The 20,489-nt window shown below is 45.8% G+C and carries 33 protein-coding genes and 1 tRNA gene; 13 read left to right on the forward strand and 21 right to left on the reverse strand.

Annotated features, from left to right (window positions below):
• Positions 1-371: 371 nt before the first annotated feature.
• The 16 genes from M988_RS09975 to M988_RS10050 form a co-directional block, all read right to left on the reverse strand.
• A tRNA-Ile gene (locus tag M988_RS09975) sits at positions 372-449 on the reverse strand.
• A 539-nt stretch (positions 450-988) separates the two neighbouring features.
• On the reverse strand, positions 989-1,804 hold the full coding sequence (locus tag M988_RS09980) for an antitermination protein Q (protein WP_064573948.1): 816 nt from the start codon (positions 1,802-1,804) through the stop codon (positions 989-991).
• Complete coding sequence (locus M988_RS09985) at positions 1,801-2,133, reverse strand: DUF1364 domain-containing protein (RefSeq protein WP_064574051.1); 333 nt, start codon at positions 2,131-2,133, stop codon at positions 1,801-1,803. The genes M988_RS09980 and M988_RS09985 overlap by 4 nt, the downstream gene beginning before the upstream one ends.
• Before the next feature lie 4 nt (positions 2,134-2,137).
• Entirely contained in the window at positions 2,138-2,800 is a 663-nt protein-coding gene (locus tag M988_RS09990) for a hypothetical protein (protein ID WP_064573949.1), read from the reverse strand.
• A gap of 170 nt (positions 2,801-2,970) precedes the next feature.
• Positions 2,971-3,147 carry a hypothetical protein gene (locus tag M988_RS22830; RefSeq protein WP_156518167.1) on the reverse strand — a complete coding sequence of 59 codons (177 nt, stop codon included), beginning with the start codon at positions 3,145-3,147 and terminating at the stop codon, positions 2,971-2,973.
• 256 nt (positions 3,148-3,403) lie between these two features.
• On the reverse strand, positions 3,404-4,168 hold the full coding sequence (locus M988_RS10000) for a hypothetical protein (RefSeq protein ID WP_064573955.1): 765 nt from the start codon (positions 4,166-4,168) through the stop codon (positions 3,404-3,406).
• 2 nt (positions 4,169-4,170) lie between these two features.
• On the reverse strand, positions 4,171-4,404 hold the full coding sequence (locus M988_RS10005; protein WP_064573956.1) for a hypothetical protein: 234 nt from the start codon (positions 4,402-4,404) through the stop codon (positions 4,171-4,173).
• Positions 4,405-4,518: 114 nt separating this feature from the next.
• Positions 4,519-5,079: a 3'-5' exonuclease gene (locus M988_RS10010; protein ID WP_064573957.1), complete on the reverse strand. Its 561-nt coding sequence runs from the start codon at positions 5,077-5,079 to the stop codon at positions 4,519-4,521.
• A 10-nt stretch (positions 5,080-5,089) separates the two neighbouring features.
• Positions 5,090-5,389 carry a hypothetical protein gene (locus M988_RS10015; RefSeq protein WP_064573961.1) on the reverse strand — a complete coding sequence of 100 codons (300 nt, stop codon included), beginning with the start codon at positions 5,387-5,389 and terminating at the stop codon, positions 5,090-5,092.
• A 2-nt stretch (positions 5,390-5,391) separates the two neighbouring features.
• Entirely contained in the window at positions 5,392-6,132 is a 741-nt protein-coding gene (locus M988_RS10020) for a DUF1627 domain-containing protein (protein WP_064573963.1), read from the reverse strand.
• Between the two features lie 14 nt (positions 6,133-6,146).
• Positions 6,147-6,590, reverse strand: coding sequence for a hypothetical protein (locus M988_RS10025; RefSeq protein ID WP_156518168.1), 444 nt, complete (start codon positions 6,588-6,590; stop codon positions 6,147-6,149).
• 405 nt (positions 6,591-6,995) lie between these two features.
• On the reverse strand, positions 6,996-7,790 hold the full coding sequence (locus M988_RS10030; RefSeq protein WP_156518169.1) for a conserved phage C-terminal domain-containing protein: 795 nt from the start codon (positions 7,788-7,790) through the stop codon (positions 6,996-6,998).
• Between the two features lie 135 nt (positions 7,791-7,925).
• Positions 7,926-8,165 carry a DUF4222 domain-containing protein gene (locus tag M988_RS10035; protein WP_064573972.1) on the reverse strand — a complete coding sequence of 80 codons (240 nt, stop codon included), beginning with the start codon at positions 8,163-8,165 and terminating at the stop codon, positions 7,926-7,928.
• A gap of 22 nt (positions 8,166-8,187) precedes the next feature.
• The gene (locus M988_RS10040; RefSeq protein WP_156518170.1) at positions 8,188-8,427 is read right to left on the reverse strand and encodes a hypothetical protein; all 240 of its coding nucleotides are present in this window, start codon (positions 8,425-8,427) and stop codon (positions 8,188-8,190) included.
• Between the two features lie 30 nt (positions 8,428-8,457).
• A complete protein-coding gene (locus tag M988_RS10045; RefSeq protein ID WP_064573980.1) occupies positions 8,458-8,886 on the reverse strand; it encodes a toxin YdaT family protein in 429 nt (142 codons plus the stop codon).
• A gap of 10 nt (positions 8,887-8,896) precedes the next feature.
• Positions 8,897-9,142 (reverse strand): transcriptional regulator, encoded by a 246-nt coding sequence (locus tag M988_RS10050; protein ID WP_064573983.1) that lies wholly within the window; start codon positions 9,140-9,142, stop codon positions 8,897-8,899.
• A gap of 103 nt (positions 9,143-9,245) precedes the next feature.
• Here M988_RS10050 and M988_RS10055 point away from each other — a divergent pair, with 103 nt between their 5' ends.
• The 4 genes from M988_RS10055 to M988_RS22960 all read left to right on the forward strand — a co-directional run bounded on the left by M988_RS10055 (position 9,246) and on the right by M988_RS22960 (position 11,150).
• Positions 9,246-9,830: a helix-turn-helix domain-containing protein gene (locus tag M988_RS10055; RefSeq protein WP_064573985.1), complete on the forward strand. Its 585-nt coding sequence runs from the start codon at positions 9,246-9,248 to the stop codon at positions 9,828-9,830.
• A 182-nt stretch (positions 9,831-10,012) separates the two neighbouring features.
• Entirely contained in the window at positions 10,013-10,165 is a 153-nt protein-coding gene (locus M988_RS22835; RefSeq protein ID WP_156518171.1) for a hypothetical protein, read from the forward strand.
• 268 nt (positions 10,166-10,433) lie between these two features.
• Positions 10,434-10,868: a hypothetical protein gene (locus M988_RS10060; RefSeq protein ID WP_064573987.1), complete on the forward strand. Its 435-nt coding sequence runs from the start codon at positions 10,434-10,436 to the stop codon at positions 10,866-10,868.
• A gap of 138 nt (positions 10,869-11,006) precedes the next feature.
• Positions 11,007-11,150, forward strand: a complete 144-nt coding sequence (locus M988_RS22960; RefSeq protein WP_169817472.1) for a hypothetical protein — start codon at positions 11,007-11,009, stop codon at positions 11,148-11,150.
• Here the strand turns inward: M988_RS22960 and M988_RS10065 are convergent.
• Entirely contained in the window at positions 11,147-11,434 is a 288-nt protein-coding gene (locus M988_RS10065; RefSeq protein WP_064573989.1) for a hypothetical protein, read from the reverse strand. The genes M988_RS22960 and M988_RS10065 overlap by 4 nt on opposite strands.
• A gap of 292 nt (positions 11,435-11,726) precedes the next feature.
• Between M988_RS10065 and M988_RS10070 the strand changes: the two genes are divergently transcribed.
• The 9 genes from M988_RS10070 to ttcA all read left to right on the forward strand — a co-directional run bounded on the left by M988_RS10070 (position 11,727) and on the right by ttcA (position 17,620).
• Entirely contained in the window at positions 11,727-12,044 is a 318-nt protein-coding gene (locus M988_RS10070; RefSeq protein ID WP_064573991.1) for a hypothetical protein, read from the forward strand.
• A gap of 60 nt (positions 12,045-12,104) precedes the next feature.
• Positions 12,105-13,832, forward strand: a complete 1,728-nt coding sequence (locus M988_RS10075; protein ID WP_082919452.1) for a RecE family exodeoxyribonuclease — start codon at positions 12,105-12,107, stop codon at positions 13,830-13,832.
• On the forward strand, positions 13,829-14,071 hold the full coding sequence (locus M988_RS10080; protein WP_064573998.1) for a hypothetical protein: 243 nt from the start codon (positions 13,829-13,831) through the stop codon (positions 14,069-14,071). Before M988_RS10075 ends, M988_RS10080 begins: the two co-directional genes overlap by 4 nt.
• 1 nt (position 14,072) lies before the next feature.
• On the forward strand, positions 14,073-14,714 hold the full coding sequence (locus tag M988_RS10085) for a hypothetical protein (RefSeq protein WP_064574000.1): 642 nt from the start codon (positions 14,073-14,075) through the stop codon (positions 14,712-14,714).
• Positions 14,714-14,923: a hypothetical protein gene (locus tag M988_RS10090; RefSeq protein ID WP_064574002.1), complete on the forward strand. Its 210-nt coding sequence runs from the start codon at positions 14,714-14,716 to the stop codon at positions 14,921-14,923. The genes M988_RS10085 and M988_RS10090 overlap by 1 nt, the downstream gene beginning before the upstream one ends.
• Complete coding sequence (locus M988_RS10095; protein WP_064574005.1) at positions 14,924-15,115, forward strand: hypothetical protein; 192 nt, start codon at positions 14,924-14,926, stop codon at positions 15,113-15,115. It abuts the gene before it with no gap.
• 66 nt (positions 15,116-15,181) lie between these two features.
• The gene (gene xisR / locus M988_RS10100) at positions 15,182-15,394 is read left to right on the forward strand and encodes an excisionase family protein (protein ID WP_064574006.1); all 213 of its coding nucleotides are present in this window, start codon (positions 15,182-15,184) and stop codon (positions 15,392-15,394) included.
• Positions 15,395-16,633, forward strand: a complete 1,239-nt coding sequence (locus M988_RS10105) for a site-specific integrase (protein WP_064574007.1) — start codon at positions 15,395-15,397, stop codon at positions 16,631-16,633. It abuts the gene before it with no gap.
• Positions 16,634-16,681: 48 nt separating this feature from the next.
• Entirely contained in the window at positions 16,682-17,620 is a 939-nt protein-coding gene (gene ttcA, locus M988_RS10110) for a tRNA 2-thiocytidine(32) synthetase TtcA (RefSeq protein ID WP_064574011.1), read from the forward strand.
• Positions 17,621-17,675: 55 nt separating this feature from the next.
• Here the strand turns inward: ttcA and M988_RS10115 are convergent, their stop codons facing one another.
• The 4 genes from M988_RS10115 to zntB all read right to left on the reverse strand — a co-directional run bounded on the left by M988_RS10115 (position 17,676) and on the right by zntB (position 20,483).
• Positions 17,676-18,383 carry an ArsR/SmtB family transcription factor gene (locus tag M988_RS10115; RefSeq protein ID WP_064574014.1) on the reverse strand — a complete coding sequence of 236 codons (708 nt, stop codon included), beginning with the start codon at positions 18,381-18,383 and terminating at the stop codon, positions 17,676-17,678.
• A gap of 5 nt (positions 18,384-18,388) precedes the next feature.
• Positions 18,389-18,778 carry an amino acid-binding protein gene (locus M988_RS10120; protein WP_008813455.1) on the reverse strand — a complete coding sequence of 130 codons (390 nt, stop codon included), beginning with the start codon at positions 18,776-18,778 and terminating at the stop codon, positions 18,389-18,391.
• 2 nt (positions 18,779-18,780) lie between these two features.
• Positions 18,781-19,095, reverse strand: coding sequence for an antibiotic biosynthesis monooxygenase family protein (locus M988_RS10125; RefSeq protein WP_040012474.1), 315 nt, complete (start codon positions 19,093-19,095; stop codon positions 18,781-18,783).
• Between the two features lie 395 nt (positions 19,096-19,490).
• On the reverse strand, positions 19,491-20,483 hold the full coding sequence (gene zntB / locus M988_RS10130) for a zinc transporter ZntB (RefSeq protein WP_039186775.1): 993 nt from the start codon (positions 20,481-20,483) through the stop codon (positions 19,491-19,493).
• Positions 20,484-20,489: the final 6 nt, after the last annotated feature.

Genomic DNA, 20,489 nt, shown 5'->3' on the forward strand with positions numbered 1-20,489 from the left:
CTGATATCCGGCTGGGTTATCCTAAATACTGGAAACTTGATAACCGGTGAGTTGCTGAACTTTCATTCATCCAGTTAACCTGCGCATCAGCCTGCGCCACTCCCACAACTGTCATGAGCACTAAAGCTGCTAACAAATCTCGGCCTGAGAAACTAAGAATTCTGATAGCTGCCGGTGACCCGAATAATACTCATGCAGTTGTGCAGCACACCAAACGCTCTGGGCTATCCCTTCTTCGCTGAGTGATGTGCTGGCTTATTCGTAGAACAAAACCATAAAAAAATAAAATACCATCATTAACAGGCATGCTGCGATGACGATTAATAGATCCAAAACTACAGGTTGTTTCATCTGTTTTTTTATCAATAGATTGGACCGCCACCGAGGCCTCGAACCTCGCACCTACAACTTATATGGTCATCGGCTCTATCCTGCTGAGCTAGTGGCGGCTAGGACGAGCAGCGCTGTAACGAGCAGATAAATTGGCTTTCACCAATGATAACGACGCACATCCCTACGCTAGCTCGCTACAGCAACGGAATAATAACCATATCCGATAATTCATTACAATAACTAAGCGTTACTTTCAGATTAATTCTAACTACATTGCCACTAGCCGTAGTGGCCACGCCCATGCCCTTGGGGTTGCGTCGCTTTATCGCCGCTAATAACCGGTTTATGTTTGGCAGGCACAATGCTTTACCGGCACATCTTCTTCCTCGTTAACCCTAACCAGCGTGTGTGCAGTTCGACCTGCTTCTGGCTCCATCTAGTGGACTCGGGGCCGCATCATGACTGTGGCATACAGTGAGCGCGATTTTACCACGTTAGAGCTTCATTTTCTCATCCTCCAGAAACGCAAAAACCCGCACAGTGGCGGGTTCTTAATTTATTCGTTAACGCATAGTCAGTAAATTCCCATCGTTAGGCTTAATCTAGTCCAATCTCGCCAAAAATGCAAATGTGGTTCTTAACTTGCCGCTACCTTCTATTTTGTAACCTTTTTCAGTGCATCTTCAGCGTAGGATTCTTCTATATAACAGCGCTGAACAAGTAACTCATATAGGGGTTTAAAATTACGACGCCATGTCGCATCAGGGATACCGAGCGCACTATAAATCTCGGAATCCTTCAGCCTAGGAAATCCACGCCCTGAACACTTTATACATGTTTTTTCTACCGGAACCCCTTGCCGTTCTGATTCAACCAGATCCCGTACCTTCCCACTACCACCACACCGACATGATATTTTAACCTTGCCCTTTCCATTGCATGATGAGCACTTGCATTGTTCAATATCGTAATAGACATGCTTCGCGTACATTTCACGACTTTCTACAGGGGTTATACTGGCAGGGAGATCACCACGAACAAAAGAGGCTACAGTGTCGTGCTTTACGGCTAAGCGATTCATAACGAACTTTTTCTTTTCAATAAATCCGGTCCCATTGCATTCCTCGCACTTCTTGGTCGCCGCCGCGCTTTTCGCATAGTCTTTGAATGCATACTCAGCAATAATCCTCAATATCGACCAGCGTTGCATCGGTGGCAGTTTTTGCAGGGGCTTATGGTTAACTGAAAACTCTTTTGCCAAATTATAGAGATATTCCTGAATGGGCTCGGATGGCATGATCCCTACTTTCGCGAGGTAAAGCTCTATCCCCACGCGCGCTCGAGCACTCGTTAATCCTTGCGCAGCCATAATATCAGTGATGGAAAGCGCATCCCCAGCCGTCGATTTTGCCGTAGCACCAAACATGGTGGATTTTGGTGAATAGTATTTCGCTATACCTTCCAGCGTCATTTTAGTATTCCCTCTTTTCTCAGGATGGACTGCGTGCGGAAAACGCCCTCAGCGTGATAGAGGCGCGCTATTCTATTGTCAAAGATGTGCGTACGGCGATCGATTTCATCGTGACAGCTGCTGCAGGCGAACGCAGCGAGTGAATCAACAGGTTTGTTCCCGGTACCGCATTCACCTGCCAATCGGTAATGCGCTAAAACCACCGTCTCCGAATTTCCATTACACACACCGGGTATGCGTACGGTGCACTCACGGCCACGCGCTGCGTTTTTGATAATGTGGCTTTTACGTGGTTTCTTTGCCGGTTTTAGCGCGACGTTGCGAGCCATGAGGTTAGCCATTCCCCACCTCCGACAAACGCTTATCAAGCAATTCTAACGGCGCGTACGAGGGCACAATGTCACACTCTTTACCGGTGCTCTCATTTGGCTCATAGCCAAGTAACTTGTGCAATAAGGCGCTGGGTAGGTGAGATTGGAGATTGTGACGAAGGCACCACATGAAAATATCAGCCTCGCTGAGCTGTCGATCATCCGGCTGGCCCATTTGCTCACTGATGGTTTTGAGCATGAAAGCAATACGATTCTGCCGCGCTATTTCTGCGAACTGGCGCGGGGTTTCTTGGATATTGAGTTTATTCTTACATGAGCGGCATACACAGACGGAACCGTTATCGCCAACGGGGAATGGTTCGTAGTATTTCGCTTCACATCCCAACCACTGGCATTTTCCTAACCAGAGAACGTGGTGATCTAACGAAGTTGTTCCACCGCACAGACCAAATGCGCGATCATTATCGTATAAACCTTGGAAGTGGGGATTGAGCGCTTCAATTTGATTAACAGCAGGTACAATGCCAGAACTTAAGTGTTCTTGAGCCGAGTTAAGCTCAATAATGGCGTAACGCATACCATCACGGAATTTAATCTTTCTACCTGCTTGAAACGTGACAAGCCCAAGTCGTGGCTGAGTGTTTACTGTGAGGATTGCGATCATGCTATCACCCTGCTGGATGATAGATATGAGAAAGCACCAACCTCTATAGCGGTCAGTGCAGTATTTCGTTGTTTGCGCCATTCTAATAGTCCAAATAGCGCAGTACTCAGGTTTCCAGTTATTCAGGCTGGAATGGCTATTTTAGTCCATCTCCAGCCAATTTCCTAGCTTCACACGCCAACTTGTTCCATTAACTCAACAAATTCCGATAACTCCAAACCTAAAACCTGCTTGCTAATGGCAATGGCCTCATCATGGGTGTAGACAAAGATAGCAACCGATGACTCTTTTATTTCAACAGCACCACAGACATCTTCCATATATGATTTAAATTCGTTAAACGTCATATAGTTGTACTCGATAGATTCATAAACCCTCGCGGGAATCACATCCGTGTCACCTATGCGCGCACTACTTACTATGAAGGTTAAAACGACCACGTCCAATAGGTCACATAGATCGGTATGGCTGTTTCGATCGTTTTTATCGATCAATCGAGTTATCTGGGCTTGATTGGATGATGTTGATTTATTTTCAATGAGTTAGATCATAAGACATAAAAAAAACCGCCGGAGCGGTTCTTTAATTGCAGAGCACTTGTTTTTATTTTTTTTCTTTGAATTTGGTATACATATCGGAGTTGAATAAAGATATGGATTCAATTTGATCACGAGGAATTACATGCCGATATTGGGATAATGACAGTGGTTCTGATGTAAACGTTATTCCACACTCTTCATAATGATCAGCATAATTAACCTCCTCTCTAAATGACAACGTATCTTTATCACGATAACCACTAAGTAAGGGGATGATAACCACGGTATCAGTATCATGCTCTTCAAGTCTGGCTTCATGAACCATCCCAACATAAACTTTTCGTGACTTTAAACTTATAGATACCAATAGACGGTGATTACTGTCCAACGACTCTAGCAAGACATTTTCGATAGGACTGCACTTTGCTACTTCTTCAAAAATCTTTCTACGCGCATCGGGATCCTTTAATTGTTTCTCTGCTTGTTTAGACTCCATCACACTGATGAATATCGTTAAACTCGCAAGCGCAACAAATGGAAGTCCAATCCCAGCAATGCTTCCATCAATAAGATCCATTGCAAATGAAAACTTATGGAGTGATGAGTTAAAGAAGTGGGGCAAGTTAAAAATTTGCATTACAACGAAAGCCGCAATCCAAAACATGACAAGGGAAAGTGCCGCCAATGTCAGATAGATAGACCCTTTAAGCGCTACCTGAAAGTAGGATTGCCAACCTGTTGATTTTTTGAAAAGAATTTTTGAAGGTATGTGGCTATTAATGAATAAATAGCCACATACTAAAACAAGAACAACTAGCGCTGCGCCCATATTTAACCTTGATGTTGCTTCTTAGAGGACAAGGCATTTATGTTATAGCTAAAGGCCTTTTGCACACTTTCGTTTAACGGGTTAATTTTAAGTGTGCCACTCCGGTCGAAGAAGTATGGTTCAGCATTACTATCGACCGCTGGGTTGTCCTTCGTATCCCAGCGATCACGAACCCAGATATCCATGATTTTATCTGGAGTGGCCAGTCTTGATAGGAACCGCTTTACTGATTTCATAAGTCACTCCTAGCCAGCTTGTTGTAAGGATTTGCTAACTACTAGTGAGTGTACATTCACTATTTAAGTTTATCAATAAACTTAAGGTTTATCCCCCTTGATTCCTTTGCGTTTTCATCTATTACCAATCACCCTCTGCCATATTGCCGAAACATACTTAGCCTGGTGAATGGCATCAGCTAACGCGTTATGGCGTTCGCCATCAAATGGCATATCACGCTTTGGATCAAAACCAATCGCCCTACCCATCTTAACTACCGTACGAACATCTAGATCGTTATACCAATTCCATGGTTCCTTGATGCCCGCCAGCTCGTAGCTATTACGCAAAATAACGTTATCGAAAGCAGCGCCATTACCCCATACGCTTAGGTATTTTGGTGATTCGCAGTAGTCATACACAAAATCACAAAGCATACCTAACGCCAGTTTAATATCGACGTTATCCGCTGATGTAATCGCCTCCTGCGCCTCTCGGCTTTGCTCAATCCACCAAAGTATAGTGCTAGCATCAGGCTGACAACCTAACTGCATGGCGCTTTCTAGCTTTACACCAACATAGAATTGCTCACCGAGAGCGCCAGTATCCGGCTCAAAAAATACCGCACCAATAGCCACGATGGGAGATGATGGCTTGTTACCCATGGTCTCGAGGTCGATCATTAAGTTTTTCACGTGTTATTCCTTATCGCCTGCATAGGCCAAAGTTTTTTACCAGCGCGGTCTCCATTCGACTCATGCATGCTCGTATACGGGTAATCTCTGCCTCTGGGAACATACTGTCGCTCATGCTCAATAATGCATTTTTCAATGGCTCACTTTCCACTAAGTTAGCGCGATAACGACCAAATTCCTGCAGGGACTTGCGTATACTGCGGCCATCTGCTCTAGCCATCGCCCTGCACAATTCAGCGTGAAGAATTGTCTCAGGAAATTCCGCATAGGCTGTGTTGATAATTTGTTTTGCAGTTCTTAACTCAGTCATGACTAACACCCCTTCGCCAACTGACGTACGGCACCGCTGACTGCTTTTTTTAGTGCCTCAACTCTACGAATCTCACTACGCAAACGGCGCAGCTCAAGATTCAGGTATTCTGGTGTTGGAACAATAAGCTCCATCATGTGTGATGGGATAGCGGGCTTATTTAGCATAGTGGCCACAGTTTCTTTTTTCTTGGCCATATCTTTAGCAGCATCGCCAGCAGGAATAGTTTTTGGAATATTTTGTGGCTCGTTTTGTGGTTGCACTTCTTCGCCCTCTTTGACCAAGTGGTAGTAATTTTTTCCGTTGCGCTCCACCAGCGTAATACGACCAGCTTTTTTGTCGTGTGCCAGCATTGGTCCAATCATACGACCTTCAATTTTTGACTTCTCGCCCAGCTCGGCGGCGGTCATATCACCGTGCTCAGCAAGCAGTTCGCGAAGTAGGCCCACAGTCGGTCTTGTTGCACTGTTCGGCATCTTTGTTGCCTTAATTTCTGGTTTAGGTGTATTTTGATGCGCTTTTACCGTGTTTTGTTGCTGTTTGGCTGGATTCCGTTGCACTCGTTTTCCTCCTGATTCTGCGTACAGGCCATTCACGCAAATAAGCTCATTGTGTTCTACGGCATCGGAAAGAAACGTGATCATATCTCTCGGTGTTACCCCAAGTAACGCAGCCAGATCCCCGCAGCTTGATGCTCCGTATTGCTCGATTTGTGATACTACCGCACTCAGTGTTAATGCCATTTTTTGCCTTCCCGTTAGAAATATTTTGCCTTGGCGCCACACGCCGCGTTTTTGTCTAAAGCCCAGTTCACCGTATCTTGCTCCGCGGCCTCCGCTATAAGCTGTGATATGGCAGTTTGTGCACGGAGGTAGAGTTTTTTATCAATCAGCTCAGTTATCTTTTGCTTTTTCGCGTTGATACCTGCAGCAGGATTTTTAGGTTGTCGTTTTCCAACCGGAGGTTTTGTTTTTGCGTATTGTTTTGTCGCCGGTAATGAATAGCACCATCTCTTTTTGGTACCAGTCTTGATTAGGCATCCAAGCTGCTGAAGGTACTTCAACTGGGTACCCACAGTGCCATTCGAAATCCCTGTTCCTTCAGCGATAAAACTAAAATCTGAATTTGGGTTTTTCTCCAGAAAAACAATAACATCTCTAATGGCTGACATTTTAAAACACCCCTGCATTTTGATTTTCATTGGCGTGATGACGCCCAATTGCCATCGCGCAGCGTACCGATACAACGCATTTATCAAAAAGCCTTACCATTTCACACATCTCACGCTCTTTGGGCTCTAACGGCGGCGGCACTCGGTCGCTCGGTGATTTTCTGCTACCTGATGATTTTCTGGCATTCTCTGACCGCTCGTAATAACGCTCGTCAACGCTGATTAGTCGCCATTTTCTACCGTGGTTTCTGTACTCGATGTCTACCAGAGAAGAGCGTTTCAGCGTCCCGATGCGTGTGTTTACGTCCGTAAGCGGTATGTCGAGATCAGGGTATTTTTGATTGATTCTCTGCAGAACTTATTTCGTCGTCATTGCACCCTCAAACATAATTTCGCAGAACTCACGTGCAGACAGCGTCTCTTTGGTTTCCATCGTTAGCTCCTAAATCCTTTGGGTATTCCTGAATAATCTTGGTTTTTTAAGTCGATATTTACCTTCGCTGGCTCTGCGATTTTTTGCGGCTTGCCGTTACGCCGCCACGCCCTCGCTTGGTCGAAATATCCCTCGAAGTTCTCTTGGCTGAATATCGTCTTGGGGCGCAGGTAAAAACTCATGTTGTCCTGCCCTGCCCACTCATTAGCGATGTAATCGACCACCAGCATGAGGTCGTCAGCAACGTATTCGCCCTGCAGCACACCGGAAATAAAACCTCGCGTCGTAGCACCATCCCGAAATTCTGAGTTGGTCACTCGGTTGAAGTGATTTAACACCCGTAAAACCGGATCAGATTCGTCGTCGTGTGGTTCGTCGGGCAGCTCGTCTGCCTGACAATAAATCTCCTGTGTAATCTCCTGTGTAGTCTCTGTGTAATCTCCTGTAAGAGAGTTTGCGGGGTTTCCACCAGCTAGTTGGCAGGGTTCCCCCCGACTAGTTGGCGGGGGTTCCACCATCTTGTTGGGTGCATTGCCGCCAACCAGTTGGCGTGGTTTCCGCAATCTAGTTGGCGGGGTTTCCACCAACTGTGATTCCTCTTGGGCTAGAGCCAGCAAAAGAGCCTCAAGGCGATCAGCATTGACGCGATAATGCATCGTCGCCGGAGCTCCCCTTAACTGTTCCTCAAGGACACCCACAGCGACCAGACGTTTTCTCCCTGTTTCCTGCTCGTCACGGCTAAGCCCAGTCTCTTGGGTAATCTCTTGCCGAGTTTTATAAAACCACCGTCCGTCCATGCGGTTATGCCAATACACAAACTGAGATAGTAAGACCGCCCCTACGGGGCCTGTCTTTATCTTTCCCACTCGCAGCTGGGCAAACGATGGTTGATAAGCAATTGGCCTATCAAGAAGTTTGATTAGTGACCCCATTTACGCCTTCACTTCTGTGAACTTCATAGAAAACAATCTCAGTGGGAGTTGGCTTGGTGCATCAGAACCATGACGCAGATAAACCACATAGCCACCAGCCAACCCCTGAACAGTTACGGTTGCGCCACGATGATCTTTAAATCGCTGGCCTTTCTTGACCTCGATATAGCCCCGTGATGGGGTTTCGCCTTTAAAGTTACGTTGCAAAGCACACCGTAGGCGCTCTTGTAAGTTGCTCATAACCACCTCACTGAGATAGAAATTACGGTTCTACATACCACTTAGGCATGCTGGGTAATTTAGCCTGCCGGATTTCACGTTTAACCGTTGGCGCTGGAGCGGCTTTGTTGTGCTTAGCGTGAAACTTTGCCTTATCCAACAACATGGAGAAGCTCGCATTCTTGTTGCTCCTCCCGTACTGAATTGCATAATCAGCCGCCGTAATAGCCGCTGACGCGGATATCTTTCCCGCCAACAATGATTCAACTATCGACTTGTGCATGTATTGCTCGCTCTGCAACATAGCTACACCTCAATGGAAAACTCGGGGCTGATTAGTAAGCGATTCATTGACCTGATATGCGCTAAGTACCGTTTCACTGAATGCGTCAACGTAGGCTTTGGCCTCTGAGTTCGTGAACTCAACTGCTCGCTCTCTAAGGCGGTATTCTCGTGTCGCAATCCTTAATAGCTTGGCCTTACGTTGCCAAGGCAATACCTCCAAGATGGCTGGCAGCAATTCGCGGACCTTCTGGCGCGCAGCTGGGGTATAGCTATCAAGCCAACGGAATAATTTCTGTTGGTTAACATGGAACGCCGTTGGCGCACTCATTGGCATAAACAGCTCGGTACCGCCAAGGCCAAAATATGCACCGGCCACCAGCCCACCAACGTATTCACGATTGGTTTCAACAGCCCATGCGCGCAATGTTTCGCGGATAGATTCGTGTTTGATTTCCATAGTTCAGTCCTTAGTTTTCCTTGGTGGTATTGTGCTGTTCAGCCGGTAACCCATCAGTTGGGTTCGGGTAAAGATCGGGGCGTAGTTCGTGAGGAGTAACGCCTGTGACATGAAAAACTGGAAGTACACGATCAGGTGGAACGTTGCCCTTTAATTTCCCTTTCCACTGGCTAATCGCGTTAGGTGAAATACCCAAACGAGACGCTAGCTCGCGTGCTGAGCCGGCTGACTTAATGGCTTTTTGCAATGACATCATATAAACCTCAGATTTAGTTTGTAGGGAAAGTAAAACACGCAAACCCACTTAAATCAATCTTGGATTTATTTAAATTTATGAATCTTGGATTTATACTATTGATATGGCTAAGAATATAAACCCAGAACAAATAGAGCGACTCAAACAGCTCGTAGAGCTTGTTGGCGTGAAAAAGGTCGAGCTTTCAAAGATCGCCGAAGTCAGCCCGCAAGCCGTAAATAATTGGTTTAAAACGGGATTAATTAGCAAAGATTCAGCGAATAAACTAGCTAACGAATTGGGCGTATCAATCGATTGGCTACTTTATGGCGACTCCAAAGAGCTACTTAATCGACAATCACTAAGACGCAAGCAATTAGAATCATGGTTCTCAACTAGGACTGAGCCAGACAATGAGCGAGAAAGAAGGTTAATTAAAAAATTAATTTCTGGTGAGGGTGCATTTGGTTCTTTGCTGGCTCGTCGACTGGAATCCGATCACGGCATGCCGCATATGTACCTTGATGCAGTTAGTGAGGCGGAAACAGAGATTCCAGCCATAGAGCTCACAAAGCAAGAGCGTGAGCTTTTGCAGTATTTTCAGCAATTCCCTGACAGCACGAAACAAGCAATGATTGAGCAATTCAAGGAAAAGGCAGCAACCTTCGACAATTTATTCAAAGAATTATCAAAACTACGTTCAAAATAAAAACATGTACTTACACCATTCAAACCGCCTTCTTGGCGGTTTTTTTATGCCTACCAGAAATTATTTATAAATCTTGGATTGACTAAAATAAACCTTGGATTTATTATTCATCACATCAACAGCACAGCAGTACACAGGTTTCACATTCTGACGGCGTGAAAGAACGCGATAAGGGGAAGTTCATGAGCAAGACACAAATCACAAACCTACTGATAAGCAACTATGGCATTTCTTGGGAAGCTGCTTATCACTATGCAAGTGCAGCAGAGTGGGATTGGGTTCTGGCTGGGATTTATATCCGTGAAGATGTCAAGAATGGAAACCTTTACAACTAAGGTTTTTAAGCCAGCATCGTTTAGGTTTCGGGTTAAACCATGTTGGTTGCGATTGATTAGCCAAGTGAGCACAAAGTAAGGATTTAGAAATGAAAGAACTTCTCGAGGTCTTATCTATATGCCTACTAGCCAGTGGATTGACCAGCTATTTGGTGACAGAGTCAATCTGGAGTCTGTCGACAGGGGAGAATTATTTTGGCAGAGATATGCGTGCGGCTCTTAGTTTTCTTAAGCGCCTGAAAAGCAGTCAAAAGGATGGTGATTGATTATGACCAATTCAATCGAATGGCGCTGGTTGTCCCTGCTCACGCCTGAAATTGGCCGTGGTTTCCTGCGTACTTTGGTCGATATCCAAGGTCTGGCGCTGTATGACGGCCATTGCGTTCGCATCAAGCGTGCCGTTCTCCAGATGACTCAGAATCTGGTGGTAGCGAAATATGAAGACATCCGGGCTGCGGACGCCGACCTTACCAGACTCGGCGATTTTGCGATGATGGTTCCATTCTTCAAGTGCGAGCGTCAGCGCGAGTTCCCGCGTTTTTGCATTTATCCCGGCGAGACGGTCTTTTTCCGTCCGGATCCTATCGGCTTCACGCTGTTTATTACCGTTTACCAGATTAAACCAACCAGCGATGAGCGCACTGAAAACACCGCTGGATACCACGCTAATGATGATGGTGAACCAATCATTTTGATGCAATGACATGCCGAACCTCCCTCAGTTCTTAGATGTTGGAGTCAAAAGAATACCAGAGGGAAGGTTCGGCACCAATTATAGCCAGCATCGTTTAGCCCTCGGGTTAACCAATGCTGGGTAAATGATTACAAAATGAGGTTAGAAATGAGCGAAACAGATTTGAGGCACGTAATCGCGCTATTGCTTGAAGATGTGAAGCGCCTCCAACAACTTGAACCAAATGCAGGTACAGAGGCCCGCATTTGGATTGCTAAAGAAGCGCTTGAATCCGGTGATAAAGAAGGTTAGGCATCATCTAGATTGGAGAACCATCGGCCAGCAGATTTAGTGACCATTATTTTTGGATTTTTGCGGATTCTCTCCGCAATAGATTCAGCGAGAGTGCCAACTTCATCTTTGCTTTTTGTTTTACTTTCGTAGCTGTACTCAGCACTAGGTAAAATAAGAACGGAATTACTCGTAGTCATGGAAACCGTGCGAGAAAAGCCCTTGGCCTCCATTTTTTCATGGAGCTCATCATAGTCGGCACTTTCGGAATTGCGAAGTTCGACGCGAACACTGAATTTTGACATTTTAAATTTCCTTACTTGGTTTGAACTCCCATAAGGATACCACCGAGCCTGATGTGGTTAAAAGACAGGCATACAACCGCATGGGTATTTGGATTCAGGGGCGTTTCTGAGTATCCAGCCGGTTGTGGTAAGGAAATAAACCACAATGCGCCAACACCAGTGAAGTACTTAGGCGGTATTAGGTCCCTTTAACTAATACGCATTAGCAAAGCTGATACCGCCATTTTTCAATAGAGATTTTTTACGGCATTTTTGCCGGGGCTTTCTGCAACCAAAATTCAGGAGTTCGGAAATGAAATTAAATCCAATACAGCACCGCATGATGATTAATCGCGGACTAGCGTACGTTGCATTCAAATGTCAAAAAGCCGGGCATAAATGGGCTTCTGCCATGTCCGCAATGCGCTGCGCATTCACTGATTTAACAACACCTCGCCTAGTTAAAGCCTCTGGCCTTGAGCGTTCCGAATGCTGGTCCTCTTTCAGCATTGACGATGCCGATATGAATTTTCGCATGTATGGCGATGAAACAATTATTGACGGCGATAAGAAGCAAGCCACCAGCGTTATTAGCCTCGAATTCGGATGTTCGGTAATCAACAACCATTAATTTTGTTGGCTTTATTCAAAAGCCAATTGATATGCGCCTCGTGGTCCCCTTCATAAATTTATGACCTGGGCACGTTTAGACGCGAGGCGCATATCAATTACTAAGGAGATAAACAGCATGACTATATATTTAAATTACTTGAGCGCTAAGAAAAGCTCTGACGCAAAAGACGCAGTTATTTTAGTTGATGTTGAAACGGCTAAAGAGTGCCCTTTCGCTATTTCTTTTTTAGCTAAACAAACTGGTATCGACCTATCTAATTATTTCAAACCCGTTACTACTGATACGCCAATTGTTGATGATCTGCCGGAAGAAAATGAATTCAGTACAACATGGTGTGAAAAGTACGAGCTCGCCGATGATAAAAAAACGTGGCGCTTAATTGCCGATGAAGAAGCACCTCAGCCGGAGGTTGAACTTATCAATATTTCCACTCGCCCTCTGGATTTTCGATTTTCGTCATTATGGTTATTTGGACCAGAAACCGAAACCATTACTCGCGAACAAATGAAAGACGTCATTGATATGATTGCGGATACTGGAGATAACTTCGCCCAAAACATCCTGCTGTGCGTACGTGGCGAACAGTTCGCGAAAGATGCCACCCTGCAACAGCTCGGCGCCCTAGCTCAAGCAACCAAAGACGTGTTCATGTACACGGATCGCCCCGCTGAACTGGGACAAATATCTAACTTCATTAAACAATATTGTTCCTGCGCCGTTTCGGAAGCCGGGGAAAGTGCACTGGCAAACATTGTCACACTGTATCGCAGCAAACAGACTACGCCGGTAATGCCCGAAACCAGAGAGCAAACGACAAGTACTGGCGCCACGCTAGGGACCCCAATCCGCTTGTCTGATGATGTTCTCCACTCCCCTGTATTTCTGAAAAAGGTTATTGCCTACGCCATGCAGCCGGCTAACGGTTATGACTTATTGGCCCCACCAAAAGGTATCGTCAAACGCGCTGAGGAGTTAATGACCGATCAAGATGTTATCGATTGGTATAACGCGCTTTCAGAAACACCAGGCATTTTAGCTCTGCATCCTGATTTTACCTTTGCATGCATCCAAGCTGCGCCGATTGCTATTACAAGTGATAAAGGAAAACTACGCGAGTACATCAGTAATAACCTTGGTGTGATTCAGCCAGTACCAATTAAGGCCGAAGAAACCGCCTCAAATGACGTAGAAAAAACGGAAGTAGGAACCACCGACAACACCACTAACATCAACTATAAAACTATACGCGCTGCCGTATGTACCGTGTTGAATGGCGAGACAACCGTTATCAGCAATAGCGAAGTTGACGCGTTTTTAGAAGCCATCAACATTACCAAAATCCCACTTGGCCGTATGCTTGCCAAAGAAATTTCGTCGTTTGATACCGATCGCCAACTGACTGACGACGATATTCACCACCTTGTCGCCGACGTTCTTGATAATTGGAACGATGACCAAGCCCCACGATTAGAGTTCATTGAATCCCGAGTGAATGCCTGCATCGCCGACCACCAGCCAAGTGATGCCTTAAGCGTTGTCACAAAACACGAAGTGTCCCCTGAAGAAAAAACGGAACACAAAACAGTATTTTCTTTAGATGAGCTATTAGCTGGTCCAGATGAAAAGGCACAAATAGATGAGTGCGACAAATCAGCTACACAACCTAAGCCAACCATTGAAGAACTGCAGGCCGAGATTCAAGCACTGAAAGCCCACCAGCAATTATTTAGTAATTTTGTTAGCGCTGGCGTGAAATTCCTTCTGGCTTGCGAGGGGGATAAATGATGCCTACCCCTAATCCACTGGCGCCTTGCGCGCCAGAAGCTGAGAGCCACTGCTATTGGTGCGGTAAATCGAAAGAAGCCGCATCGATGATCGGGAAGATGATCAAAGTTGGCAAGCGCCAGCAATACCAAAAATTCTGTGATGAACACTGCCACGCCGAGTGGAAATTATATCACGCGCCAAAAGTACAAATATCACGTGCACCAGCCCGTCGCTATTCATCATGGGGGTTCCGTTAATATGAATCGGTTAACAACTGAGCGTTTAGAAAAATTCGTCAACGATATTAAAACTGATGGTATGTGCGACATAACTGATCATCAAGTTGAGTTGGCGTTGCGTCAGTTACTGGCATACGAGCAAGCAGCTAAGAATCCGGTGGCATACAGAAACAAATTTACAGGTCAGTTTTTTACGCTTGAACAGCAACCGAACGCCACTACTGACACCGCCGTATATGAACCTGTATTTCTAGCAGAACCGGTATTACCTAAACAGCCTGAACTGGTAGAAAGCCTTAAAAAGGTCATGAATAACTGGCTTGCAATGGAGCCTAAACTCGCTTTTCAGCCTGAATTTACTGATGTGATGATGTTGCTCGATGCAGAGCCAGCGCCAGCACAACCTGTAAGCGATCCTTACAAGTTGAAAGATGCCGTAGCAGATATTCGAAATTCAGGGGTAGAGATAGATGCGGATAAGATTAAAGCAGAGCGTGACACCCTCAACTCTCCGGTAATTCCGGATGGTTGGAAGCTGGTTCCAATTGAGCCAACTGCCGCAATGTTCCATGCATTTAATGATTGTGACTATGGCAGAAAGTCTATGCGTGAACGCTACATTCAGATGATTGAAGCAGCCCCTGCACAGGAGAGCGAATAATGCGGAAAGTAACGATTAGATATAAAAATCGCTCAATGTCGCAGTTCTCTCGAGTGAAGTTGGTTTTCGATGACGGATGGAACACGTTTTTTTATGACGAAGAAGGCGCTCCGTTTGTTATCTCAAATCAAGCATATGAAAGGCTGTGCGATGGTTGGCCGGATACACAAAATGAAGTCAAGTTCAGCGCAGCACAGGAGCAGAAATAGATGGCGAACATATTTCTAATCATTGTCGTTAGCAGCCAAAGCATGAGCATGCAGATAGAACCAATGCAGGACATGACCCAATGCCAAGCCGCATTAAAAGCTATCGATATTGCTCAAACAGAAACCAACAAAACATGGATGGAAACAATACCCAGCATTAATAACGCTCGGTGTGTTGAAGTGAAATCATGATCGTTGGATCTGATTCTTGAAAATCAATTTACAGATAAGTGATTCGATATAGTTCGTGGGGTGCCTATGGCGCAGGTTGTCTTTATCGAGGAATGGATGGTAGAGGATGGTCTCAGATCTAAAACCGGTTTAGACGACCGTCAGATTGAGAAATATAGGCAGGGATGCTGGATTGAAGGGATTCACTTTAAGCGTGTATCTCCCAGCGGGGAAAAAACGAAGCGCGGGATCATTTGGTACAACTATCCAATGATAAACCAGGTCATTAGAGAGGCATAAATGGCAACATTACCCACAGGTGTAGAGATCAGGGGCAATAGCATCTGCATCTGGTTTATCTACCGCGGTAAGCGTTGCCGTGAAACTCTTAAAGGATGGGCGAATACGTCTACAAACATCAAAAAGGCCGGAAACCTCCGGTCTATGATTGTTAGTGAAATAAACCTTGGTGAATTTGACTACAAAAATCGTTTTCCAGAATCAAAAGTAGCCAAAAAACTCGATTCGACGATCGTTATAAAAACCTTTGGTGAATTAGCTGATGGGTGGATTAAGAGCAAAGATGTAGAGCTAACCGCTAATACGCTAAAAAAAACGGCTTCACAACTAAAGACGCTAAAAAAAATTATCGGCGAACTTACTCCGGTCGAATCAATCACTCATAACGATATTTTAAACTATCGCTCTGAATTGCTTCATGGCAATACTTTCTATACAGAATCACGTAAGACTAATAATGTTGGACGTAGCGTGAGAACTGTAGACAATTATGTTTCATTACTATGCTCCCTACTCCGCTTTGCTAACCGCTCTCGCTACATAACAACTAAACCATATGAAAATGTGAAAAAGCTACAAAAAAGCAGAGTAAAGCCCGATCCTTTACTTAAGCATGAATTCGAACAATTAAAAAATGTGCTGAGTGGCCAAAGAAAAAATTTATGGCAGTTTGCTATTTATTCCGGTGTCCGCCACGGAGAACTCGCAGCTCTTGCATGGGAAGATGTTGATCTGGATGCTGGTACTGTGCATATCAGCCGAAACTTAAATGCATTGGGTATGTTTGGGCCACCAAAGACTTCTGCCGGCATTCGTACAATAACGCTACTTAAACCCGCCCTTGACGCACTAAAGGCGCAAAGAGAATTAACCGCATTGCATCCGAAAGTAGAAGTAACATTCCATCATCGAGAATACGGTAACACTGAGATCCAAAAATTACATTTCGTATTCATGCCCAGGGCAACGTTTCATGGGCAGAAGCCACACTATTCACTAACGGCAATCGGTGCTTTGTGGAACAAGGCTGTAAAACTCGCTGGAATTCGTCGCCGTAATCCGTACCATACACGCCACACTTACGCATGTTGGTTATTGTCTGCCGGTGCAAATCCATCCTTTATCGCGTCTCAGATGGGTCATGAAAATGCACAGATGGTTTATGAAATCTACGGTACGTGGATTGAAGATATGAATAACGAGCAAATCAACATGCTAAACGCTAAACTCGCACTATAGAATGTCATGCCCCTGTGGTGCCCCTTTTCGAATTGAGTATACAGTTAAATGTCAGAGAATCAGTCAGTTACAAAGAAAGAGCAATACAACCTTAACAAGTTGCAAAAGCGCCTGCGCCGCAACGTCGGTGAGGCCATTGTCGATTACAACATGATCGAAGAAGGCGACCGCATTATGGTTTGCCTGTCCGGCGGCAAAGATAGCTACACCATGCTGGAAATTCTGCGTAACCTACAGCAAAGCGCCCCTATCAACTTCAGTTTAGTGGCGGTTAATCTCGATCAAAAACAGCCAGGATTCCCAGAAGATATTCTACCGGCCTATTTAGACAGCATCGGTGTGGAATACAAAATTGTAGAAGAAAACACCTACGGGATTGTGAAAGAGAAGATTCCCGAAGGGAAAACTACCTGCTCCCTGTGTTCGCGTCTGCGTCGCGGAATTTTATACCGCACGGCAACCGAGCTGGGCGCAACCAAGATTGCACTAGGCCATCACCGTGACGATATGCTGCAGACGCTGTTCTTAAACATGTTCTACGGCGGCAAACTAAAAGGCATGCCACCAAAGCTGATGAGCGACGATGGCAAACATATCGTCATTCGCCCTCTGGCTTACTGCCGTGAAAAAGACATTGAGCGTTTTGCCGAAGCACGCGCGTTCCCGATTATTCCGTGCAATCTGTGCGGATCACAGCCAAACTTACAGCGTCAGGTGATTAAAGATATGCTGCGTGATTGGGATCGCCGTCACCCTGGTCGTATCGAAACCATGTTTAGCGCAATGCAAAATGTGGTGCCTTCTCACTTAGCTGATACCAACCTGTTCGATTTCAAAGGGATCCAGCACGGGAGTGAAGTGGTTGACGGTGGTGACTTGGCCTTTGATCGTGAAGAGCTTCCGTTAGTCCCTGTGGGATTAACCGATGATGAAGATGCGCCAAACTTTGATAATGCGATTCGTTTGGACGTGGTTGAAGTTAAATAATTCGCCTGAGCCTTAGATTAACGCCGCGTCCAGCGGCGTTTTTTCAACCGTTGTATCAACACTCAATCTGAAACAGTCGCGAAATGGCCTTCCTTCCATTCGACGTCATATTGACCTGACGAAAACCCGCAACTTTTTGTAGCCAATGTTTGTGTTCGCACAGCGCAAAAAATTGTGCCCCTGCTTCGCCACCGAGGTGAAACCGCCTTTCGCTCCAATCAAGGCAGCCACAGCAGATCTTTCGCTTGGTTTTATGTTCTAGATCGATGCCCAATATTTTGAATTGTCGAAACCCTTCATCAGTTAAAAATGTCCCATCTGCGCCAAACCATCCGGCACGGCTCATTGCATCATATATTTTCACCGCAATCTCACCCGCAAGATGATCGTAGCAGGTCCGAAGCATACGCAATTCAATCGGCGTTCTCGTTGCAGGTGTAGGATGGAGTTGCCATGAAATCCCCATCATCATCTCAATTAGCTCGGCAGTTTCCTTTCCCGCCAAACGATAATAGCGATGCCGTCCCTGCGATAAACAGATAATCAACTTATTCGTTAAGAGCCGGTTAAGGTGCGCGCTGGCCGTGGAGAACGCGACGTCTGTAACGGCGGCCAGTTCAGTTGCCGTCCATGCCCTTCCGTCCATCAACGCACAAAGTATCTTTACGCGAGACGGATCTGACATGGCAGCAGCCACGCCAGACATGGCGTCTTCAAGCACATCAGCACGAGTAAACTGCTCGGCATTTATCGTGTTATGCATATCTATTAGACCTTCACAGCCCACTTTTCGGTGGCTTGCTGAGCGATTATGTCATTATCCGTGATGAGAATAAGCTGGTTAGCATGATCGCTATATTGAGTTAAAATATTAACACCTTTCTCAGATAGCGCTGCCGCAATTGCCCCCAATTCCCCTAAACGTTCCTGCCTTAGCACTCTGATCAACGGGCGGCATACGCCGTAGACGCGAAATCCTTCGCTCTCAAGAACCGTTTTAGCCTTATAGCCGTCGGCGACCAGAAAGTGAGCGTGGCTTTCACCGCCTAACGCAAAGACGCCGCCCCCTTCGATTCCGATACCGTTAAGTGCCAGCGTTTTTCCTAACCAAGCCAGCTCTCCAGGCGAGTTTTTCAAGATAATATGCATATCATACATGCTCATTTCCCTCTATTTTCTGATGAGTAATCCCTGAAGACATGGGCTACTCTGATTCGGTAATACGAGAAAATAGACTCACGCCCTTCAGCTTGTGCTTCTTGATGAAAGACATTCTTCTTCCATGCCAAAACCGATTCCTCGTCACGCCACCAAGACAGTGACAAGATCTTCCCCGGCTCCAACAGGCTCTGGAATCGCTCTATCGCAATAAAACCGTCAATCCGCTCGAGTAATGGTCTCAATTCACTTGCGATTTCTAAATAGCGGGCCTGCTTATCTAGGTGCGAATTAGCCTCAAAGATCACTGCTATCATCATTTCCCCTCCGGTCGGTTGATAAGCATTAATCTAGCGATTTCGTTCGAGAATGCTTCGTTGAAAAACGAAATATCCAGAGTACAAAAATGAAATTGAGCGATAAGGAGACCCGCGGGATGAAGGGGTCGATAGGTATTAGGCTAGGTTTCAGGCAAAAAAAATGCCGACTAAAGTCGGCATGTTACGAATTAAATGTGCTATGCAATAATTCAAAAATTAGGAAGTAAGACAATATGGAGCGCAACGCCCATCGCTTGGCGTTGCATTCACCTGCGAGATGAAGTTTGCCCTACCTCTAAAGGATAAATGTTGATGTGGCTCAATATCGCAGGCTGTTTTACCCTTTCATTCCGATTTATTTGATTTACCACAAAATTTTACCGCATAACTCACTATAACCATTTACTGCGTTTTAACCAGACCACAACGCAAACGCACAATAAAACTAGCAAAAAGCAAAATGTCGCGAAGGCAACCGGTGAAGTATTCCCCGGAATGCCTCCAAGGTTAACGCCAAATAAACCGGTCAAAAACGTCGTCGGCAAGAACAACATAGCGAGAAGCGACATAGTGTAAGTGCGGCGGTTCATTGCATCCGCCATCAAGTTTGAGATTTCATCGGCCAAAATAGCGGTACGTGCGATGCTGCCGTCTAAATCATCTAACCCTCGACCTAAGCGATCTGAAATATCCTGCATGCGGCGGCGATCGTCATCGGTCATCCACGGCAAACGCTCGCTGGCTAAACGTGCAAACACATCACGCTGCGGCGCCATGTAGCGGCGTAGAACAATCAACTGCTTACGGATGAGCGCGAGCTGCCCTCTTTCTGGCGTTTGCTGATCCAGTAGGTTATCTTCTAAATCAATAATCTTGTCATGCAGATCTTCAATAAATTCGCTGGCATGATCGGTCAGTGCATCGGCGACCTGTACCAATAAATCACCGCTGCTTACAGGGCCCGTACCGTTTTGCAGATCGGTCAGCACTTCATCGATGGCGTAAACCTTGCGATGGCGAGTCGATACCACCAGCTTATCCGTCATGTACAAACGAATAACCACCAGCTGGTCTGGGCGGGAATCATTATTGAAGTTTATGCTGCGAAGCGTAATCATCGTGCCATCACCCAGACGCGTGACTCGCGGGCGCATGCTTTCACCGCCCAAGCATTCACGTACTGAATCAGGCAGCAAAGAGGTACTATTCAGCCAGTTCTGACTCTCTTCACGCGCGTAATCCAAATGCAGCCAGCAGGGATGTTCACACGATGCCTGAGTCAGGTCCGTCACAGGAACGCTGCCTCCCTTACCGTCAAGCTGTAAAGCGTAAACCGCATCCTGAATCTTTAATTGTTCGCCTGAAATGACATTAACGTCTGTCACAGCATC

This window comes from Hafnia paralvei ATCC 29927 (genome assembly GCF_001655005.1).
Taxonomy (GTDB): Bacteria; Pseudomonadota; Gammaproteobacteria; order Enterobacterales; family Enterobacteriaceae; genus Hafnia; species Hafnia paralvei.

Bases quoted from the DNA above. Each gene is read 5' to 3' on its own strand.
- M988_RS22835 (WP_156518171.1), top strand. From the start codon at position 10,013: ATGAGCAAGACACAAATCACAAACCTACTGATAAGCAACTATGGCATT.
- M988_RS10040 (WP_156518170.1), bottom strand. From the start codon at position 8,427: ATGCACAAGTCGATAGTTGAATCATTGTTGGCGGGAAAGATATCCGCG.
- M988_RS10055 (WP_064573985.1), top strand. From the start codon at position 9,246: ATGGCTAAGAATATAAACCCAGAACAAATAGAGCGACTCAAACAGCTC.
- M988_RS10045 (WP_064573980.1), bottom strand. From the start codon at position 8,886: ATGGAAATCAAACACGAATCTATCCGCGAAACATTGCGCGCATGGGCT.
- M988_RS10005 (WP_064573956.1), bottom strand. From the start codon at position 4,404: ATGAAATCAGTAAAGCGGTTCCTATCAAGACTGGCCACTCCAGATAAA.
- M988_RS10015 (WP_064573961.1), bottom strand. From the start codon at position 5,389: ATGACTGAGTTAAGAACTGCAAAACAAATTATCAACACAGCCTATGCG.
- M988_RS10125 (WP_040012474.1), bottom strand. From the start codon at position 19,095: ATGATAGCAGTGATCTTTGAGGCTAATTCGCACCTAGATAAGCAGGCC.
- M988_RS10105 (WP_064574007.1), top strand. From the start codon at position 15,395: ATGGCAACATTACCCACAGGTGTAGAGATCAGGGGCAATAGCATCTGC.
- M988_RS22830 (WP_156518167.1), bottom strand. From the start codon at position 3,147: ATGACGTTTAACGAATTTAAATCATATATGGAAGATGTCTGTGGTGCT.
- M988_RS10035 (WP_064573972.1), bottom strand. From the start codon at position 8,165: ATGAGCAACTTACAAGAGCGCCTACGGTGTGCTTTGCAACGTAACTTT.
- M988_RS10060 (WP_064573987.1), top strand. From the start codon at position 10,434: ATGACCAATTCAATCGAATGGCGCTGGTTGTCCCTGCTCACGCCTGAA.
- M988_RS09980 (WP_064573948.1), bottom strand. From the start codon at position 1,804: ATGACGCTGGAAGGTATAGCGAAATACTATTCACCAAAATCCACCATG.
- M988_RS10030 (WP_156518169.1), bottom strand. From the start codon at position 7,790: ATGGACGGACGGTGGTTTTATAAAACTCGGCAAGAGATTACCCAAGAG.
- M988_RS10120 (WP_008813455.1), bottom strand. From the start codon at position 18,778: ATGTATGATATGCATATTATCTTGAAAAACTCGCCTGGAGAGCTGGCT.
- M988_RS10085 (WP_064574000.1), top strand. From the start codon at position 14,073: ATGAATCGGTTAACAACTGAGCGTTTAGAAAAATTCGTCAACGATATT.
- ttcA (WP_064574011.1), top strand. From the start codon at position 16,682: ATGTCAGAGAATCAGTCAGTTACAAAGAAAGAGCAATACAACCTTAAC.
- M988_RS10065 (WP_064573989.1), bottom strand. From the start codon at position 11,434: ATGTCAAAATTCAGTGTTCGCGTCGAACTTCGCAATTCCGAAAGTGCC.
- M988_RS10075 (WP_082919452.1), top strand. From the start codon at position 12,105: ATGACCTGGGCACGTTTAGACGCGAGGCGCATATCAATTACTAAGGAG.
- M988_RS09990 (WP_064573949.1), bottom strand. From the start codon at position 2,800: ATGATCGCAATCCTCACAGTAAACACTCAGCCACGACTTGGGCTTGTC.
- M988_RS10020 (WP_064573963.1), bottom strand. From the start codon at position 6,132: ATGGCATTAACACTGAGTGCGGTAGTATCACAAATCGAGCAATACGGA.
- M988_RS10025 (WP_156518168.1), bottom strand. From the start codon at position 6,590: ATGAAAATCAAAATGCAGGGGTGTTTTAAAATGTCAGCCATTAGAGAT.
- M988_RS22960 (WP_169817472.1), top strand. From the start codon at position 11,007: ATGAGCGAAACAGATTTGAGGCACGTAATCGCGCTATTGCTTGAAGAT.
- M988_RS10095 (WP_064574005.1), top strand. From the start codon at position 14,924: ATGGCGAACATATTTCTAATCATTGTCGTTAGCAGCCAAAGCATGAGC.
- M988_RS10000 (WP_064573955.1), bottom strand. From the start codon at position 4,168: ATGGGCGCAGCGCTAGTTGTTCTTGTTTTAGTATGTGGCTATTTATTC.
- M988_RS09985 (WP_064574051.1), bottom strand. From the start codon at position 2,133: ATGGCTCGCAACGTCGCGCTAAAACCGGCAAAGAAACCACGTAAAAGC.
- M988_RS10050 (WP_064573983.1), bottom strand. From the start codon at position 9,142: ATGATGTCATTGCAAAAAGCCATTAAGTCAGCCGGCTCAGCACGCGAG.
- M988_RS10090 (WP_064574002.1), top strand. From the start codon at position 14,714: ATGCGGAAAGTAACGATTAGATATAAAAATCGCTCAATGTCGCAGTTC.
- M988_RS10115 (WP_064574014.1), bottom strand. From the start codon at position 18,383: ATGCATAACACGATAAATGCCGAGCAGTTTACTCGTGCTGATGTGCTT.
- xisR (WP_064574006.1), top strand. From the start codon at position 15,182: ATGGCGCAGGTTGTCTTTATCGAGGAATGGATGGTAGAGGATGGTCTC.
- M988_RS10080 (WP_064573998.1), top strand. From the start codon at position 13,829: ATGATGCCTACCCCTAATCCACTGGCGCCTTGCGCGCCAGAAGCTGAG.
- M988_RS10070 (WP_064573991.1), top strand. From the start codon at position 11,727: ATGAAATTAAATCCAATACAGCACCGCATGATGATTAATCGCGGACTA.